This window comes from Nisaea sp., from assembly GCF_965216895.1.
Taxonomy (GTDB): domain Bacteria; phylum Pseudomonadota; class Alphaproteobacteria; order Thalassobaculales; family Thalassobaculaceae; genus Nisaea.
This window is the reverse complement of record NZ_OZ244205.1, coordinates 249,684-264,408: the sequence shown is the minus strand read 5'-3', so window position 1 is coordinate 264,408 and position 14,725 is coordinate 249,684. Positions and strand designations below refer to the sequence as shown.

The following is a 14,725-nucleotide window of genomic DNA, read 5'->3' as shown; positions in this document are numbered from 1 at the left end:
CGTCAGGGCAAAGGACTGTTCGGACGCCAGCTCTCGCATTGCGGCTGCGGACCAGAGATATTGAAGAGAGGTATCGCCGAACCGGTCAGAAGCGAAGCAGGGAGAAAACGATGATAAAAGGGCTTCACCACAACGCCTATCGTTGCCGCGATTCCGAAGAAACCCGGGCCTTCTACGAGGACTTTCTCGGCCTGCCCCTGGTGCACGCTTTCGAGATCGAGGAGACGAAGAGCGGGCGGCCGACGAGCACGCTGCACTCGTTCTACAGGATGGAGGACGGCTCCGCCCTCGCCTTCTTCGAAGCCCCGGATCGTCCGTTCGAATTCAAGGACCAGCACGATTTCGACCTGCATATCGCGCTCGAGGTCGACATGGACGAGTTGAAGTCGATGTACGAGAAGGGTAAGCAGGCCGGGATCGAGACCCGCGGCATTGCCGATCACGGTTTCATCGACTCGATCTATTTCCGCGACCCGAACGGCTATGTCATCGAGTTGACGGCCAAGCGCGAAGGTCATGACGCGGCGATGGACGGCAGCGACGGGCACGCCCATTCGGCCCTGAAAGACTGGCAGGCGAAGAAGGCAGGCGCCTAGATCGCGTCCGAATCCCGCAGAGCCGCAATATCAGCGGGGCTGTAACCGAGTTCCGCCAGGATGCTCTCGGTATCCTGGCCGAGTTCCGGCGGCGGGTCCGATACCCGCGGCGGGGCACCGTCCAGCTTGATCCCGGGCGTCACCACCGAGACATCGCGCCCGACACCGGGAACATTGGCAAAGGTCTCGACCATGCCCCGGTCCGCGATCTGTGGCGCGGCAAGAATGTCCGGGACGGTCATCACCCGGCCGGCCGGCACGCCCGCTTCGTTGAATTTCGTCTCCCAGCTCGCAGCGTCTTCGGCCGACAGCGCCTCCGTCAGCAGCGCAGACAGCTCCGCTCTGTTTTCAAGGCGGGCAAGCCGGGTCGCGAAACGGGGATCGGCAATCAGGTCGTCCCTCCCGACGGTGCGGCACACCGCCTCGAACTGCTCCTGCTTGTTCGCCGCGATATTGAGCAGACCGTCCGCGGTTGCGAAAGTGCCCGAGGGGCTCGCCGTGACGTTGTCGTTGCCAAGCGGGCGCGGCGGGTTACCGGCGATGAGATAATTCGAAACCGCCCACCCCATGGTCGCCAGCACGGCCTCCAGCATCGCGACATCGATGAAGCGCGGTTCGGTCCTGTCCGTCTCCGCAAGCGCCGCTGACACCGCCATCGCCGCCGTCAGGCCGCCGATGGTATCGGCCACCGGAAATCCGACACGGTAGGGCGCGGTATCCGGCGCCCCGGTGATGCTCATGATGCCGGAAAGCCCCTGCACGATCTGGTCGTAGGCCGGCAGGTCCCGCATCGGTCCGTCCTGCCCGAATCCGGATATCGCGCAATAGACCAGGTCGCTGCGCACCGTCTTCAGATGATCGAAACCGAGGCCGAGCCGGTACATCACACCGGGCCGGAAATTCTCCACCAGGACGTCCGCGGTCGCGACGAGCCGGAGAAAGGCCTCTTTGCCGTCATCGGACTTAAGGTTGAGGGTGATCGAGCGCTTGCCGGCGTTCTGAGCGAGGAACGAGACCCCCATCAGGGCCTCGTTCAGTTTCGGATCGGAGCCGAGCTGGCGGGCGAGATCGCCGCTGCCAGGCACTTCCACCTTGATCACCTCGGCCCCGAGATGGGCAAGCTGGTGACAGCAGAACGGTCCCGCCAACACGTTGGTCAGGTCGAGGACCCGCCTTCCCCCCAAAGGCTTCGGAGCCGGCATGTTTGTCCTACTTGGTACCGTACATCCGGTCACCCGCATCGCCGAGGCCGGGCATGATGTAGGCGTGATCGTTCAGTTCCCGATCCACCGCAGCGGTGAAGATCGGGACATCGGGGAGCGCCTTCTGGAAGGTCTCGATGCCTTCCGGAGCAGCGAGCAGGCAGACGAACTTGATGTTGGTCGCACCGGCCTCGCGCAGCCGCTCGATCGCGGCGACGGCGGAATTACCCGTTGCCAGCATCGGATCGACGACGATGAACAGCCGTTCGTCGCGATGTTCCGGGAGCTTGAGGTAATATTCGACCGGCTGCAGGGTCTTCGGGTCACGGTAAAGCCCGATATGGCCGACCCGGGCGGATGGGACGAGTTCCAGCATGCCGTCCAGCAGTCCGTTGCCGGCTCGCAGAATGGAGACGAAGCAGAGCTTCTTCCCCTCGAGCCGCGGCGCCATCATGGTCTCGAGAGGGGTCTCGATTTCTACGGTCTCCAGGCTGAGGTCGCGCAACACCTCGTAGCAGAGCAGATGCGCGATCTCTTTGAGGAGATGACGGAACTTCGCGGTGGCCGTATCGGCCTTTCGCATGATGGTCAGTTTGTGCTGCACCAGCGGATGATCGACGACGGTAACGGGTTGTGCGCTCACGGGACTGCTCTCCTCAGGCTCCGGCCCCAAACCGGAGTGATGCCGGACATATGAATTCTAGCCAGTCATACGCTGTCGTCCAAAAAGGGCAAGCCCGGGGAGTCGGAAACTAGCTTTTGGTGCGGTTCGCCAGTGCGATCCCTCCGAGAACAAGCGCCAATGCCGCTGCGTGGAACCAGGCAAAGACCTCGCCGAGAATGATCACGGCCAGAGCGGCGGCGAAAATCGGCACCAGATTGACCCAAACGCCGGCCCGGCCGGGTCCGATCAGATCGACACCGCGCAGGAAGAAGATCTGCGCCAGGAAGGACGGGAAGACGGTGACAAAGAGTACGATTCCCCAGCCCTTCAGCGTCGGCCACTGGAAATCGCCGAAATAGGCCTCGATCGCGGCCAATGGAATCGCGACGATGAAGGCCGCGCCCGCCATCACCGTGAACATGGCCAGCCCCGAGACATTCGGGCGCTTGCGCAGCGCCACCGTATAGCCGGCATAGAGCGCGCAGGCGGCGACCATCAGCAGATCACCCTTGTTGAATTCCAGCGCGGCAAGCCGCTCCAGTTCGCCGCGCGAGGCGATCAGCGCGATCCCGACCATGGTCAGCAGCACGCCCCCGGCCTGCACCAACGAAACCCGGGTGCCGTAGACGATCAGTGCGCCGAGCAGAACGAACACGGGAATCGCGCCCTGCAGGATCCCCATATTGAGCGCGACAGTGGAATGGGCGGCGACGTAGAACAGTCCGTTGAACAGGGTGAAACCGCAGGCGCCAAGCGCGAGCAGAAACCAGATCCGCTGGCGCATCACCGGCCATTCGGCGAGCACCTTCTTCCTAGAGACCACGCCCATCAGGAGAACCACGCCGGCCCAGCGCAGCAGAACCAGTGCCATGGGGGACACCTCGCCGATCGCCAACCGTCCGGCGATCGCGTTGCCGCCCCACATCATCGTGGTCAGCGCAAGCATGATATAGGCGTTTCCGTAGAAGACGGCTGCGATGCCGTCCGCTTTCGGCCCCGTCATGTCCGGGCTCCCTCCCATGGGATTGATTTGCCGGCCGAGTGGCCGGACGAGCAGCATGGGGACCCCGCTTCATGCCCGCAAGGAAATTACGCGCAAGGATGCGTCATGCAGCGCGGGACACAGCCTCCGACATGAATCCCTGGAGAGTGGTGACCTGCCCCTCGTCGAGGCGGAGACCGAGCTTGCTGCGGCGCCAGAGCACGTCTTCGGCCGTGGTTGCCCACTCCCGTTCGATCAGATAGCGGACTTCCGCCTCGGTCAGGCCTGCACCGAAATCACGGCCGAGATCACCGGCCTTGATCGCATCGCCAAAGATCTCAAACACCAGCGTCCCGTACTGCCGGGTGAGGCGCAGCGCCGTGCGATCGTCGAGAAAGGGATATTTCTGTTTCACCGCCTGCAGTCTCGCGGCGAAATCGAGCACGGGAAAATCGCCGCCGGGCAAAGGTTCCGCACCGCTCCACTCCGGCCCCTTGGCGCCCAGCACGGCCTCGATCTTGCCCATGACGGAATTGGCAAGACGCCGGTAGGTCGTCAGCTTGCCGCCGAAGATGTTGACGAGGACACCGCTATCTTTATCGCCGTCCTCGCGCAGCACGTAATCCCGGGTCGCTTCCTGCGCTTTCGACGCGCCGTCGTCGAACAGCGGGCGAACCCCGGAATATGTCCATACGATGTCCTCGACCTCGACCGGCCGGTTGAAATACGCGCCCGCCGCCTTGCAGAGATAGACCTTCTCCTCCGCGGTGATCGCGACCGCTCCCGGGTCTCCGTCATAGTCCCGGTCGGTGGTGCCGATGAGCGTGAAATCCTGCTCGTAGGGAATGGAAAAGAAGATCCGTCCGTCCGGATTCTGGAAGATGTAGCAACGGTCGTGATCATAGAGTTTCGGCACCACGATGTGGCTGCCCTGAACGAGCCGGACATTGCGCGCGCCGTTCCAACCGGCCGCGTCGGAGAGCACCTTGTCGACCCAGGGCCCGGCGGCGTTGACCAGAAGCCGCGCCTCGATCTCGCGTTCGTTTCCACTGGCAAGATCACGGAGCGTCACACGCCAGTGTCCGGCCTCACGCACCGCCCTCACGACCTGGGTGCGGGTGTGGATGTCTGCGCCCCGGTTGGCCGCATCGCGCGCATTGAGGACGACGAGCCGCGCGTCGTCGACCCAGCAGTCGGAATACTCGAATCCCTTGCGAAAGGCGTCCCTGAGCGGGGCGCCCGCGTCATCCCGCGTCAGATCGACGACCCGGGTCGGCGGCAGGAGTTTGCGTCCGCCGAGATGGTCGTAGATGAAGAGTCCGAGCCGGAGCAGCCAGGCGGGACGCAAACCTGAATGATGCGGCAGGATGAACCGGAGGGGGCGCACAATATGCGGCGCCATCGACCAGAGCACTTCCCGCTCCTCAAGCGACTCGCGCACGAGACGGAACTCGTAGTGCTCGAGGTAGCGAAGGCCCCCGTGGATCAGCTTGGTCGACCAGGAAGAGGTCCCGCTCGCGAGGTCGGACATCTCCGCCAGGCAGACGGAATATCCCCGTCCCACCGCGTCGCGCGCGATCCCGCAACCATTGATTCCGCCGCCGATGATGGCGATATCGTACATTCAGCGTTCCTTCTCAACTCTGGTCGTTTGCGGCCTGCGGATCTCGCGGCGGAAGCTCAATCGCGACGCCCTGCGCGGTGCAGATTTCCCGCAGGCTCTCAGGCACCTCGCCGTCGGTGACAAGCACGTCGATATCGCTCAGATGGCCGATCCGAACCGGCGCGTTCCGGTCGAATTTCATGTGGTCGGCAACGAGGATCGTTCGCCGTGCGTGAGAGATGATCTCCTGGGCCACACGCACTTCCCTGTAGTCGTAATCGAGAACCGTCCCGTCCTCGTCGATCGCCGAAGCGCCGATCACCGCGTAATCCACCTTGAACTGGCGGATGAAGTCGACGGTCGCTTCGCCGACGATTCCGCCGTCGGAGCGGCGCACCAGACCGCCCGCGATGATCACCTCCGTCGAGGCCGACTCGCGCAGGATATTGGCGACATTGATATTGTTGGTGATGACCATCAACCCGTCGCGGTCGCGCAGCGCGAAGGCGACCTGCTCCGTGGTGGTCCCGATATTGAGGATCACCGAACTGTTGTCCGGAATGAGCGCCGCCGCCGTCTCGCCGATCCGCCGCTTCTCGTCGGCCGCGAGCGAACGCCGCGCGTCGTAGGCATAATTGATCGCCCCGGACGGATAGACCGCGCCGCCATGTACCCGCTGCAGCAGCCCGGCGTCGCAGATCTCGTTCAGATCCTTGCGGATGGTTTGCGGCGTCACGTCGAACTGGAGCGCGAGATCGTCGACCTCGACACGACCGACCTGGCGCGCCTTTCTCAGGATATCGGTCTGGCGCGGCGAAACCGGATCCATCTCGTGACCTTTCGTTTAGGTTCGTTCCAGAAGATTCGCAGCCAAGGCCCCAGCCTTGGCACGAAAGCGAAAGCAAGCAACCGCAGACTACGCTCGCGCAGAGAGCCTATATTCGTTTCCTTTCGATTGACTGACAAGTCCGCTATCCATGAAAATCCGCAAAATACCTTTATATGCAACAGATATCGCCCCTCATCGGAACCTTATCCTGTTGATATTCCGAAGGCTTACCGGACGAAGACGGACGAATCCAGGCCTGTCCGATCAGCAGGATTCAGGCCTTCGACTTGATTTCACATTGCATCGCTTGACCTTCGATTTTTTTCGCTTGATAGTCAGCTAGCTTTTTAGCTGGGAGGAAAAGCAATGAGAAATGGACTGATGGCCGCTGTGGCGGTCACGGCGCTGCTCGCTCTGCCGGGCGCAGCCGTGGCGGGCATGGCCGAGGCCGAAAAATGGATCAACGACGAGTTTCAGCCTTCCACCCTCTCCAAGGACGCGCAGAAGTCCGAGATGGAGTGGTTCATCAAGGCGGCCGAGCCGTTCAAGGGCATGGAAATCAACGTCCTGTCCGAGACGATCCCGACTCACGAGTATGAATCGAAGACCCTCGCCAAGGCCTTCGAGGAGATCACCGGCATCAAGGTGAACCATCAGCTTCTCGGCGAGGGCGAGGTGGTGCAGGCGGTTCAGACGCAGATGCAGACGAACCGGAATCTCTACGACGCCTACATCAACGATTCCGACTTGATCGGAACGCATTCGCGCCTGCAACTCGCGGTCAACCTGTCCGACTGGATGGCCGGCGAAGGCAAGGACGTCACCAACCCGACCCTCGACGTGGACGACTTCATCGGCAAGTCCTTCACCACGGGCCCGGACGGCAAGCTCTACCAGCTTCCCGACCAGCAGTTCGCGAACCTCTACTGGTTCCGCTACGACTGGTTCAACAAGCCGGAGCTGAAGGCCAAGTTCAAGGAAATGTACGGCTACGAGCTGGGCGTTCCGGTGAACTGGTCCGCTTATGAGGATATCGCGGAATTCTTCACCGACCACGTGAAGGAAATCGACGGCGTCCGCGTCTACGGACACATGGATTACGGCAAGCGCGCACCAGACCTCGGCTGGCGCATGACCGACGCCTGGCTGTCCATGGCCGGCGCCGGCTCGAAGGGTCTGCCGAACGGCCGTCCGATCGACGAATGGGGCATCCGGATGGAGGAAGGCTCCTGCAATCCGGCCGGCGCATCCGTCACCCGCGGCGGCGGCACGAACGGCCCGGCGGCGGTCTATGCGATCCGGAAATGGGACGAATGGCTCCGCAAATACGCCCCTCCGGGTGCGGCCGACTATGATTTCTATCAGTCGCTGCCCGCGCTGAGCCAGGGCAACGTCGCCCAGCAGATCTTCTGGTACACCGCCTTCACCGCCTCGATGGTGGCGCCGAAGAGCGAGGGCAACAACACGGTCGACGATGACGGCAACCCGCTCTGGCGCATGGCCCCGTCGCCGCACGGCCCGTACTGGGAAGAAGGCCAGAAGCTCGGCTATCAGGATGCCGGTTCATGGACCCTCTTCAAGTCCACTCCGGTCGATCGCCGCAAGGCAGCCTGGCTCTATGCCCAGTTCGTGGTCTCCAAGACCGTCTCGCTGAAGAAGAGCCATGTCGGCCTGACCATCATCCGGGACAGCGACATCAACCACGCCTCCTTCACCGAACGAGCACCGAAGCTCGGCGGTCTGGTCGAGTTCTACCGTTCGCCCGACCGGGTGAACTGGACCCCGACAGGCGTGAACGTGCCGGACTATCCGAAGCTGGCCCAGCTCTGGTGGCAGCAGATCGGTGACGTCAATTCCGGCGCCTTTACGCCGCAGGAAGCGATGGACCGCCTCGCCAGCGAGATGGACCAGGTGATGGCCCGCATGGAACGCGCGGACAAGGGCGCCAACACCTATGGCGGCTGCGGCCCGCGTCTGAACGCGGAAAAGGATCCGTCCGAATGGCTCGGCAAGGGCGGCGCGAAGGCGAAGCTCGCCAACGAAAAGCCGCAGGGCGAAACCGTTTCCTATGATGAGCTCGTGAAACGCTGGGCTCAGAAATAGGACCCTCTCCCTAGCTCGGAGACTTCACTCCCCGGGGCCGAATCCCTCGATCCGGCCCCGGACTTTTCTGCAAGGCCCTGCAGCGGTTTTCGAAGAACGGCTTCCGGGCTAGAGTTCCATACATATGCGGACATGGCGGGACGGCCCGCGACGTGATCCGCCGAGCTTTCGACAGGCCATGGCACTTACACTCAAAGGCGTAACCAAGCGTGTCGGAAACGTGGTGCATATCCACCCGACCGACCTGACGTTCGAGACCGGAAGCTTCAACATTCTGCTCGGCTCCACGCTCGCCGGCAAGACCACGCTGATGCAACTGATGGCGGGCCTCGAGCGCCCGCTCGAAGGCGAAATCTGGTTCGACGGCGAGAACGTCACCGGCATGCCCGTGCAGAAGCGCAACGTGTCGATGGTCTACCAGCAATTCATCAACTATCCGAACATGAGCGTGTTCGAGAACATCGCCTCGCCGCTTCGGGTCGCGCGCGCGCCAGAAGCGCTGATCAGGGAGCGGGTCGGTACGATGGCCGAGCTGCTGCGCCTGACCCCGATGCTGGACCGGCTGCCCGGTGCCCTTTCCGGTGGCCAGCAGCAGCGCACCGCGATCGCCCGCGCGCTGGTCAAGGACGCGGACCTAGTGCTGCTCGACGAACCGCTCGCCAATCTCGATTTCAAGCTGCGCGAGGAACTCAGGGACGAACTCCCGCGCCTCTTCGCCGACCGCAACTGCATCGTCGTCTACGCGACGACCGAGCCGACCGAGGCACTGCTCTTCGGGGGCAACACCGCGACGCTCTTCGAGGGCGCCGTCACTCAGTTCGGACCGACACGGGAAATCTACCGCAAGCCCAACAGCCTGGTGAGCGCGGAGGTCTTCTCCGACCCGCCTGTCAACGTGATGGACTGCGAGAAGAAGGGCGATCATTTCGAGGACGCGGACGGCACGCGCTGGACGGCCAAGGGGGCCGCAGCCGCGCTTTCCGACGGTGCCTACACCCTCGCCATCCGTCCGCATTTCGTCACGCCCGCCGCGACCGGCACGGACCCGATCCCGGTCTCCGGACGGGTCCTCGTCACCGAACTCAGCGGCTCGGAGAGCATCATCCATTTCGCCAAGGGTGGCGGGACCTGGGTCTCCCAGTCGCATGGCATCCATGCTTTCGAGGTTGGCAGCGAAGCGCATCTGCATGCCGATTTCTCGCAGGCGCTCTATTTCGCCCCGGACGGCAGTTTCGCTGCCGCCGGCGCAGCGCAGAGTTAGGAGAGAGAGGATGGCGAAGATCACCCTCGACGATCTCCGGCACGCCTATGTGCCGAACCCGGCGGGCCCGGAGGACTATGCCCTGAAGCAGCTCGATGTCAGCTTCGAGGACGGCGGCGCCTATGCCCTTCTCGGCCCGTCCGGCTGCGGCAAGACCACACTGCTGAACATCATTTCCGGGCTGCTGACGCCGAGCCACGGCAAGGTATTGTTCGACGGCAAGGACGTCACCGGCCTCGCGCCGGACCAGCGCCATATCGCGCAAGTCTTCCAGTTCCCGGTCGTCTACGACACCATGAGCGTCTACGACAATCTCGCCTTTCCGCTGCGTAACCGCGGCGTCGCCGAAGCGTACGTCGATCGCAAGGTACGCGAGATCGCGTCCATGATCGACCTTGAGGACACGCTGCAGAACCGCGCCTCCGGCCTTACCGCCGACGGCAAGCAGAAGATATCCCTCGGCCGCGGCCTGGTGCGCGACGACGTCAACGTCATCATGTTCGACGAACCCCTGACGGTGATCGACCCGCACCTGAAATGGCAGCTCCGCTCCAAGCTGAAGGAACTGCACCAGCGTGTCGCGCGGACCATGATCTACGTCACCCACGACCAGACCGAGGCGCTCACCTTCGCCGACAAGGTGGTGGTGATGAATGTCGGCCAGGTGGTGCAGATCGGCACCCCGGTCGAACTCTTCGAGACACCGAGCCACGAGTTCGTCGGCCATTTCATCGGCTCCCCCGGCATGAACATCCTCGATTGCGAGGTGAAAGGCGGAAAAGCCTTCCTGCAAGGCCAGGAGGTCGCAGCCGCCAATGCGGGCGCGGTGAAGGACGGGGAGACCGGCCCGCTGCGGCTCGGCGTGCGCCCCGAGTTCGTCAGCCTCGCCGAAGACGGCATCGCGGCCGATGTGGTGAAGGTGAGCGACAGCGGCCGCTTCCAGATCGTCGAGACCCGTGTCGGCGATGCGCCGGTGAAGCTGCTGGTGAACGAAGGCGTCGAAATTCCGACCGGCCGGACGTCCCTTGCCTTCCGCGCCGACCGGACGCGGATCTATCGCGACGGCTGGCTGGTGGCCGGAGGAGCGGACACATGAACAAGCTGCAGAACAACAAGGCCTGGCTCTTCGTCCTGCCGGTCTTCGCGCTGGTTGCCTTCAACGCGATCATCCCGCTGATGACCGTGGTCAACTATTCGGTCCAGGAAACCTTCGGCAACAACGAATTCTTCTGGGCCGGCGTGATGTGGTTCCAGGATATCCTGAACTCCGAGCGTTTCCATGCCAGCCTCGGCAGACAGGCGATCTTCACCGCCAGCATCCTCGCCATCGAGATGCCGCTCGGCGTCGCCATCGCGCTGACCATGCCGCGCAAGGGGCCCTGGGTTTCGGTCTGCCTGGTGCTGATGGCGCTGCCGCTGCTGATTCCCTGGAACGTGGTCGGCGCGATGTGGAACATTTTCGCCCTGCCCGATATTGGCTTCCTCGGCTACACGCTGAATTCCCTCGGCATAGACTTCAACTTCACCCGCCAGCCGGAAGACGCCTGGTTCACGCTGATCCTGATGGATGTCTGGCACTGGACCTCGCTCGTCGTGCTGCTGGCCTATGCGGGCCTGAGCTCGATCCCCGACGCCTATTATCAGGCGGCGAAGATCGACGGTGCCGGAAGCTGGGCGATCTTCCGTTTCATCCAGCTGCCGAAGCTGAAGCGGGTCCTGACCATCGCCTTCCTGCTGCGTTTCATGGACAGTTTCATGATCTATACCGAGCCCTTCGTGCTCACCGGCGGCGGGCCCGGCAACTCGACCACCCTGCTCTCCATCGACCTGGTGAAGATCGCCCTCGGCCAGTTCGATCTCGGCCCCGCGGCGGCGATGTCGCTGATCTACTTCCTGATCATCCTGCTCCTGAGCTGGGTCTTCTACACGGTGATGACGCGAAACGAGGAGCAGTGAGATGAACGCGCAGAAAACCGCCCGGCGGGTGGTCCCGACCCTCTACATCCTTTTCCTGATGCTGCCGATCTACTGGCTGGTGAACATGTCGTTCAAGACCACGAACGAGATCCTCGGCAGCTTCACGCTCTATCCGCAGGAATTCACGCTCGACAACTACATCACCATCTTCACCGACCCGACCTGGTACATGGGCTATGTGAATTCCATCGCCTACGTCACCCTGAACACGGTGATCTCGGTCGCGGTGGCGCTGCCGGCCGCCTATGCCTTCTCGCGCTACCGCTTCATCGGCGACAAGCATCTCTTTTTCTGGCTGCTGACCAACCGGATGGCGCCGCCGGCGGTGTTCGCCCTGCCCTTCTTCCAGCTCTATTCCGCGGTCGGCCTCTTTGATACCCATATCGCCGTGGCGCTGGCGCACACGCTCTTCAACATCCCGCTCGCCGTCTGGATCCTTGAGGGGTTCATGTCCGGCGTGCCGCGGGAGCTGGACGAGACGGCCTATGTGGACGGCCATTCCTTCTGGAGCTTCTTCCTGAAGATCTTCGTGCCGACCATCGCCGCCGGTATCGGCGTCGCCGCCTTCTTCTGTTTCATGTTCTCCTGGGTCGAGCTGCTGCTGGCCAAGACCCTGACGGCGGTCGAGGCGAAACCGATCGCCGCCACCATGACGAAGACGGCAAGCTCGTCAGGCTACGAGCTCGGCCTGCTCGCCGCCGCCGGGACGCTCACCATCATTCCCGGCGCCTTCGTGATCTATTTCGTGCGCAACTATATCGCCAAGGGCTTCGCCCTCGGGCGGGTCTGACGGACGGAAGGAGCAAGACCATGCTGCTGAGCTGGATGGCCTGGACCTGGCCCACCGCCGCCTTCTTCGCCTTCATAGCCTGCTGCCTCGCGACCATGACGATGTTGGAGTTGCGCAATCCGGGCGGCGCGCCGCGCGACGGCGTGCTCGGCCTCACCACCACGCGCGGCGACCGGCTCTTCATCTGGTTGCTCGGGAGCGCCTTCATCTTCCTGGCGTGGCTCGGGCTGGTCGGAACGGTGCTCTGGGGCCCGCTCGGGATCGCGCTGGTCTATGGAGTGCTGGTGTTCCGGTACGTTTGATTTTCGGGTTGAGCTAATCAGGTTCACTACCCCTTCGAAAACACTGGCATTCGTGCATATGCAACACATAGCGCCGCTACAGTTTTTTTAATTCGAAACCATTTAGTGTTGCATTCAATCAGTTCATCAAAATTAAATAGAGAAACTCCTTATTTTCGCGATTCACCCGCTCGACGCACTGGAATCGGAATGCCAAAAATAGACTCCATTGAGAGCGTCTATTTTGCACTGGGATTTCTGGTGCCAGGATTAATTGTCTTATTCGTAAGAGCACAATTCGTAACAGGACAGCGAGCTTCCAGCTCACTTGTCGCACTAGATTATTTAACAATATCAGTTGCCTACTATGCACTCACACTTCCTATTGTGGACGCCGTCACAACAATCCAAGAACCCGGATACGGGAAGGCATTTGCGTGGTTTTCTCTAGTTTTCATCGGACCCGCGATTCTCGGATTACTATTAGGAATAAATGTACAGAAAAATTATATTTACAGATTATTGCGCAAAATTGGATTGAACCCAGTACATGTAGTGCCGAGCGCGTGGGATTGGAAATTCGGCAACATGCAAGATCAATGGGTGCTCGTAGCGTTAAAAGATGGGACGAAATTCGGCGGATTCTGCGGCAATGCTTCATTTATCTCATCGCAACCAACAGAACGAGATATTTTTATTCAATGGATCTATGACATTAACGACTCTAACGAATGGATTCCCAGAGGAGAAACCGGCGCTCTGATTCCAGCGGGTGAAATACTGTCCATTGAGTTTTGGCCCTATGTACCGGAGGAAAACGAAAATGAGCAACAATGATAAGTCGTCTAATTCGTCTGGAAGCACTCCAATCCAAAAAGGCTATCAACCCCAAACTTTCAACGAAGGCTTTAAGCCACAGGGCGGCCATACGACCACGAGTCAAGGAAGCCCCACCAAACCACCTTCGAACCCACCGAATCAAGGCAGCGGTGGAAAGAAGAGCTAGAGATTCGAATTGCAGATCCGCTCCTGAAATAATCACGACATTATTCGAGCGGCATCGAAGATCTAGCCCACTGCCCCCATCAGCTTCTCGTCGAACGGGCAGTTCGTCAGGTCCTCGTAGCCGTCCTCGGTGATCAGCACCTGATTCTCGAGCTTAATCCCGTCCGGCGCCCCGACCGCGCCGAGATAGACCTCGACGCAGAGCATCATTCCGGGTTCCAGCACGCCGTCATAGCCCTTCGCCTCCAGATCCTCCGGATAGGGGATCGCCGGCCATTCGTCGCAGAGGCCGACGCCGTGGAACTTGGAGCCGTAGCGCTGCTTAACGAACTCTTCCGGCAGCAGATGCCCGCCGAGGGAAAGCTCGCGGAAGGTGACGCCGGGCTTCAGCAGCTCCCGGTTGGTCATGATGTGCTCGAGCGCGATGGCATGCAGCCGCTTCTGCTCGTCGCTGGGCTCCCCGTCGCCGATGAACCAGGAGCGGGAGATGTCGGCACACATGCCGTAGCAGCCGACGAGATCGCTGTCCCAGCTCACCAGCTCGTTGTTCCGCAGCACGCGGGGCCCGCATTCCTGGAACCAGGGATTGGTGCGCGGGCCGGACGAGAGAATGCGGGTCTCGATCCACTCGCCGCCACGGCGGATATTCTCCCAGTGCAGTTCCGCCCAGAGATCGTTCTCGGTGATCCCGGGGCGCGCGGCGGCGCGCATTCCGGCGACGGCCTGCTCGCAGGCATGCATGGCGCAACGCATGGCCCTGATCTCTTCCACGCCCTTCACCGCGCGGGTCCGTTCCGTCACCTCCTCGCCGTCCATCACCTCGATGCCGAGACGATCGAGGGCGCGGAGCCCGGCGATCTGGATCTTGTCGACAGCGAGCCGCCGGTTTCCCGGCGCGTGTTCGCGCATCAGTTCGTCGACTTGTCGGGCGAACAGTTCCGCCTTCTCCTCCGTCCGGTCGCCGGTGGAGAAGTAGAAAAAGGAACCGCCCAACCGCACTTCCTTCACCAGCGGGTTGAACGCGGAGAGATGCCGCAGCCCGCCATATTCCCAGAGCACCATGTGTCCGTCGGCCAGCAGCAGGCAGGCCCGGAACGGGTTGTGCGCGGCCCACAGCTGCATGTTCGTGGTGTCGGTCGCGTAGCGGATCGACAGCGGGTCGTAGATAAGCAGGCCCGCATAATCGCGCACGACAATCGCTTCGGTCAGCCGCTGCCAGCGGTGGCGACGCATCGCCTGCAGGTCCGGGCACTCGAGCCCCGCCGCCCGCCATTCCTCAAAGGCAAGCGCGGTGGGACCGATTTCCACCCGATCTTCATTGTCGGGCGTGTTATCGGGGCGGAGGGCCGGCCTCTGCGGCGGGCGGCGGCTCGGGTCGATTTTGGGGATCTGTGTCGAGAAAGGTGTGGCCATCGCCGCCTCCGCATCGCTT

The 14,725-nt window shown here is 62.1% G+C and carries 14 protein-coding genes; 8 read left to right on the top strand and 6 right to left on the bottom strand.

Annotated elements, in window-relative coordinates; genetic code table 11:
- The first annotated feature begins 110 nt into the window (after window positions 1–110).
- Entirely contained in the window at window positions 111–596 is a 486-nt protein-coding gene (locus ACOOE1_RS01195) for a VOC family protein (RefSeq protein ID WP_420404517.1), read from the top strand.
- Here the strand turns inward: ACOOE1_RS01195 and ACOOE1_RS01190 are convergent.
- The 5 genes from ACOOE1_RS01190 to ACOOE1_RS01170 all read right to left on the bottom strand — a co-directional run bounded on the left by ACOOE1_RS01190 (window position 593) and on the right by ACOOE1_RS01170 (window position 5,876).
- Window positions 593–1,798 (bottom strand): CaiB/BaiF CoA transferase family protein, encoded by a 1,206-nt coding sequence (locus ACOOE1_RS01190; RefSeq protein ID WP_420404516.1) that lies wholly within the window; start codon window positions 1,796–1,798, stop codon window positions 593–595. The two genes, ACOOE1_RS01195 and ACOOE1_RS01190, sit on opposite strands and share 4 nt — an antisense overlap.
- Window positions 1,799–1,805: 7 nt before the next feature.
- A complete protein-coding gene (upp, locus tag ACOOE1_RS01185; protein WP_420404515.1) occupies window positions 1,806–2,441 on the bottom strand; it encodes a uracil phosphoribosyltransferase in 636 nt (211 codons plus the stop codon).
- Between the two features lie 109 nt (window positions 2,442–2,550).
- Entirely contained in the window at window positions 2,551–3,465 is a 915-nt protein-coding gene (locus ACOOE1_RS01180; protein WP_420404514.1) for a DMT family transporter, read from the bottom strand.
- Between the two features lie 103 nt (window positions 3,466–3,568).
- A complete protein-coding gene (gene glpD, locus ACOOE1_RS01175) occupies window positions 3,569–5,068 on the bottom strand; it encodes a glycerol-3-phosphate dehydrogenase (protein ID WP_420404513.1) in 1,500 nt (499 codons plus the stop codon).
- Between the two features lie 13 nt (window positions 5,069–5,081).
- On the bottom strand, window positions 5,082–5,876 hold the full coding sequence (locus ACOOE1_RS01170) for a DeoR/GlpR family DNA-binding transcription regulator (protein WP_420404512.1): 795 nt from the start codon (window positions 5,874–5,876) through the stop codon (window positions 5,082–5,084).
- Between the two features lie 366 nt (window positions 5,877–6,242).
- On the opposite strand from ACOOE1_RS01170, the gene ACOOE1_RS01165 reads away from it, so the two are divergent.
- The 7 genes from ACOOE1_RS01165 (at window position 6,243) to ACOOE1_RS01135 (ending at window position 13,125) form a co-directional block, all read left to right on the top strand.
- Window positions 6,243–7,979, top strand: a complete 1,737-nt coding sequence (locus ACOOE1_RS01165) for an ABC transporter substrate-binding protein (RefSeq protein WP_420404511.1) — start codon at window positions 6,243–6,245, stop codon at window positions 7,977–7,979.
- Window positions 7,980–8,157: 178 nt separating this feature from the next.
- Window positions 8,158–9,240, top strand: coding sequence for an ABC transporter ATP-binding protein (locus ACOOE1_RS01160; RefSeq protein WP_420404510.1), 1,083 nt, complete (start codon window positions 8,158–8,160; stop codon window positions 9,238–9,240).
- Window positions 9,241–9,250: 10 nt separating this feature from the next.
- Window positions 9,251–10,336 carry an ABC transporter ATP-binding protein gene (locus ACOOE1_RS01155; RefSeq protein WP_420404509.1) on the top strand — a complete coding sequence of 362 codons (1,086 nt, stop codon included), beginning with the start codon at window positions 9,251–9,253 and terminating at the stop codon, window positions 10,334–10,336.
- The gene (locus tag ACOOE1_RS01150; RefSeq protein WP_420404508.1) at window positions 10,333–11,196 is read left to right on the top strand and encodes a carbohydrate ABC transporter permease; all 864 of its coding nucleotides are present in this window, start codon (window positions 10,333–10,335) and stop codon (window positions 11,194–11,196) included. Before ACOOE1_RS01155 ends, ACOOE1_RS01150 begins: the two co-directional genes overlap by 4 nt.
- 1 nt (window position 11,197) lies before the next feature.
- On the top strand, window positions 11,198–12,007 hold the full coding sequence (locus tag ACOOE1_RS01145; RefSeq protein WP_420404507.1) for a carbohydrate ABC transporter permease: 810 nt from the start codon (window positions 11,198–11,200) through the stop codon (window positions 12,005–12,007).
- 20 nt (window positions 12,008–12,027) lie between these two features.
- Window positions 12,028–12,309, top strand: a complete 282-nt coding sequence (locus tag ACOOE1_RS01140; RefSeq protein WP_420404506.1) for a DUF2160 domain-containing protein — start codon at window positions 12,028–12,030, stop codon at window positions 12,307–12,309.
- Between the two features lie 189 nt (window positions 12,310–12,498).
- Complete coding sequence (locus ACOOE1_RS01135; RefSeq protein ID WP_420404505.1) at window positions 12,499–13,125, top strand: DUF6338 family protein; 627 nt, start codon at window positions 12,499–12,501, stop codon at window positions 13,123–13,125.
- A 231-nt stretch (window positions 13,126–13,356) separates the two neighbouring features.
- Here the strand turns inward: ACOOE1_RS01135 and dddP are convergent, their stop codons facing one another.
- Window positions 13,357–14,706, bottom strand: coding sequence for a dimethylsulfonioproprionate lyase DddP (gene dddP / locus ACOOE1_RS01130; protein ID WP_420404504.1), 1,350 nt, complete (start codon window positions 14,704–14,706; stop codon window positions 13,357–13,359).
- Window positions 14,707–14,725 lie beyond the last annotated feature (19 nt).

Coding starts and splice junctions, on each gene's coding strand:
- ACOOE1_RS01155 (WP_420404509.1), top strand. CDS start 9,251: ATGGCGAAGATCACCCTCGACGATCTCCGGCACGCCTATGTGCCGAAC.
- ACOOE1_RS01170 (WP_420404512.1), bottom strand. CDS start 5,876: ATGGATCCGGTTTCGCCGCGCCAGACCGATATCCTGAGAAAGGCGCGC.
- ACOOE1_RS01190 (WP_420404516.1), bottom strand. CDS start 1,798: ATGCCGGCTCCGAAGCCTTTGGGGGGAAGGCGGGTCCTCGACCTGACC.
- ACOOE1_RS01150 (WP_420404508.1), top strand. CDS start 10,333: ATGAACAAGCTGCAGAACAACAAGGCCTGGCTCTTCGTCCTGCCGGTC.
- ACOOE1_RS01140 (WP_420404506.1), top strand. CDS start 12,028: ATGCTGCTGAGCTGGATGGCCTGGACCTGGCCCACCGCCGCCTTCTTC.
- ACOOE1_RS01195 (WP_420404517.1), top strand. CDS start 111: ATGATAAAAGGGCTTCACCACAACGCCTATCGTTGCCGCGATTCCGAA.
- ACOOE1_RS01160 (WP_420404510.1), top strand. CDS start 8,158: ATGGCACTTACACTCAAAGGCGTAACCAAGCGTGTCGGAAACGTGGTG.
- ACOOE1_RS01135 (WP_420404505.1), top strand. CDS start 12,499: ATGCCAAAAATAGACTCCATTGAGAGCGTCTATTTTGCACTGGGATTT.
- ACOOE1_RS01180 (WP_420404514.1), bottom strand. CDS start 3,465: ATGACGGGGCCGAAAGCGGACGGCATCGCAGCCGTCTTCTACGGAAAC.
- glpD (WP_420404513.1), bottom strand. CDS start 5,068: ATGTACGATATCGCCATCATCGGCGGCGGAATCAATGGTTGCGGGATC.
- ACOOE1_RS01145 (WP_420404507.1), top strand. CDS start 11,198: ATGAACGCGCAGAAAACCGCCCGGCGGGTGGTCCCGACCCTCTACATC.
- ACOOE1_RS01165 (WP_420404511.1), top strand. CDS start 6,243: ATGAGAAATGGACTGATGGCCGCTGTGGCGGTCACGGCGCTGCTCGCT.
- dddP (WP_420404504.1), bottom strand. CDS start 14,706: ATGGCCACACCTTTCTCGACACAGATCCCCAAAATCGACCCGAGCCGC.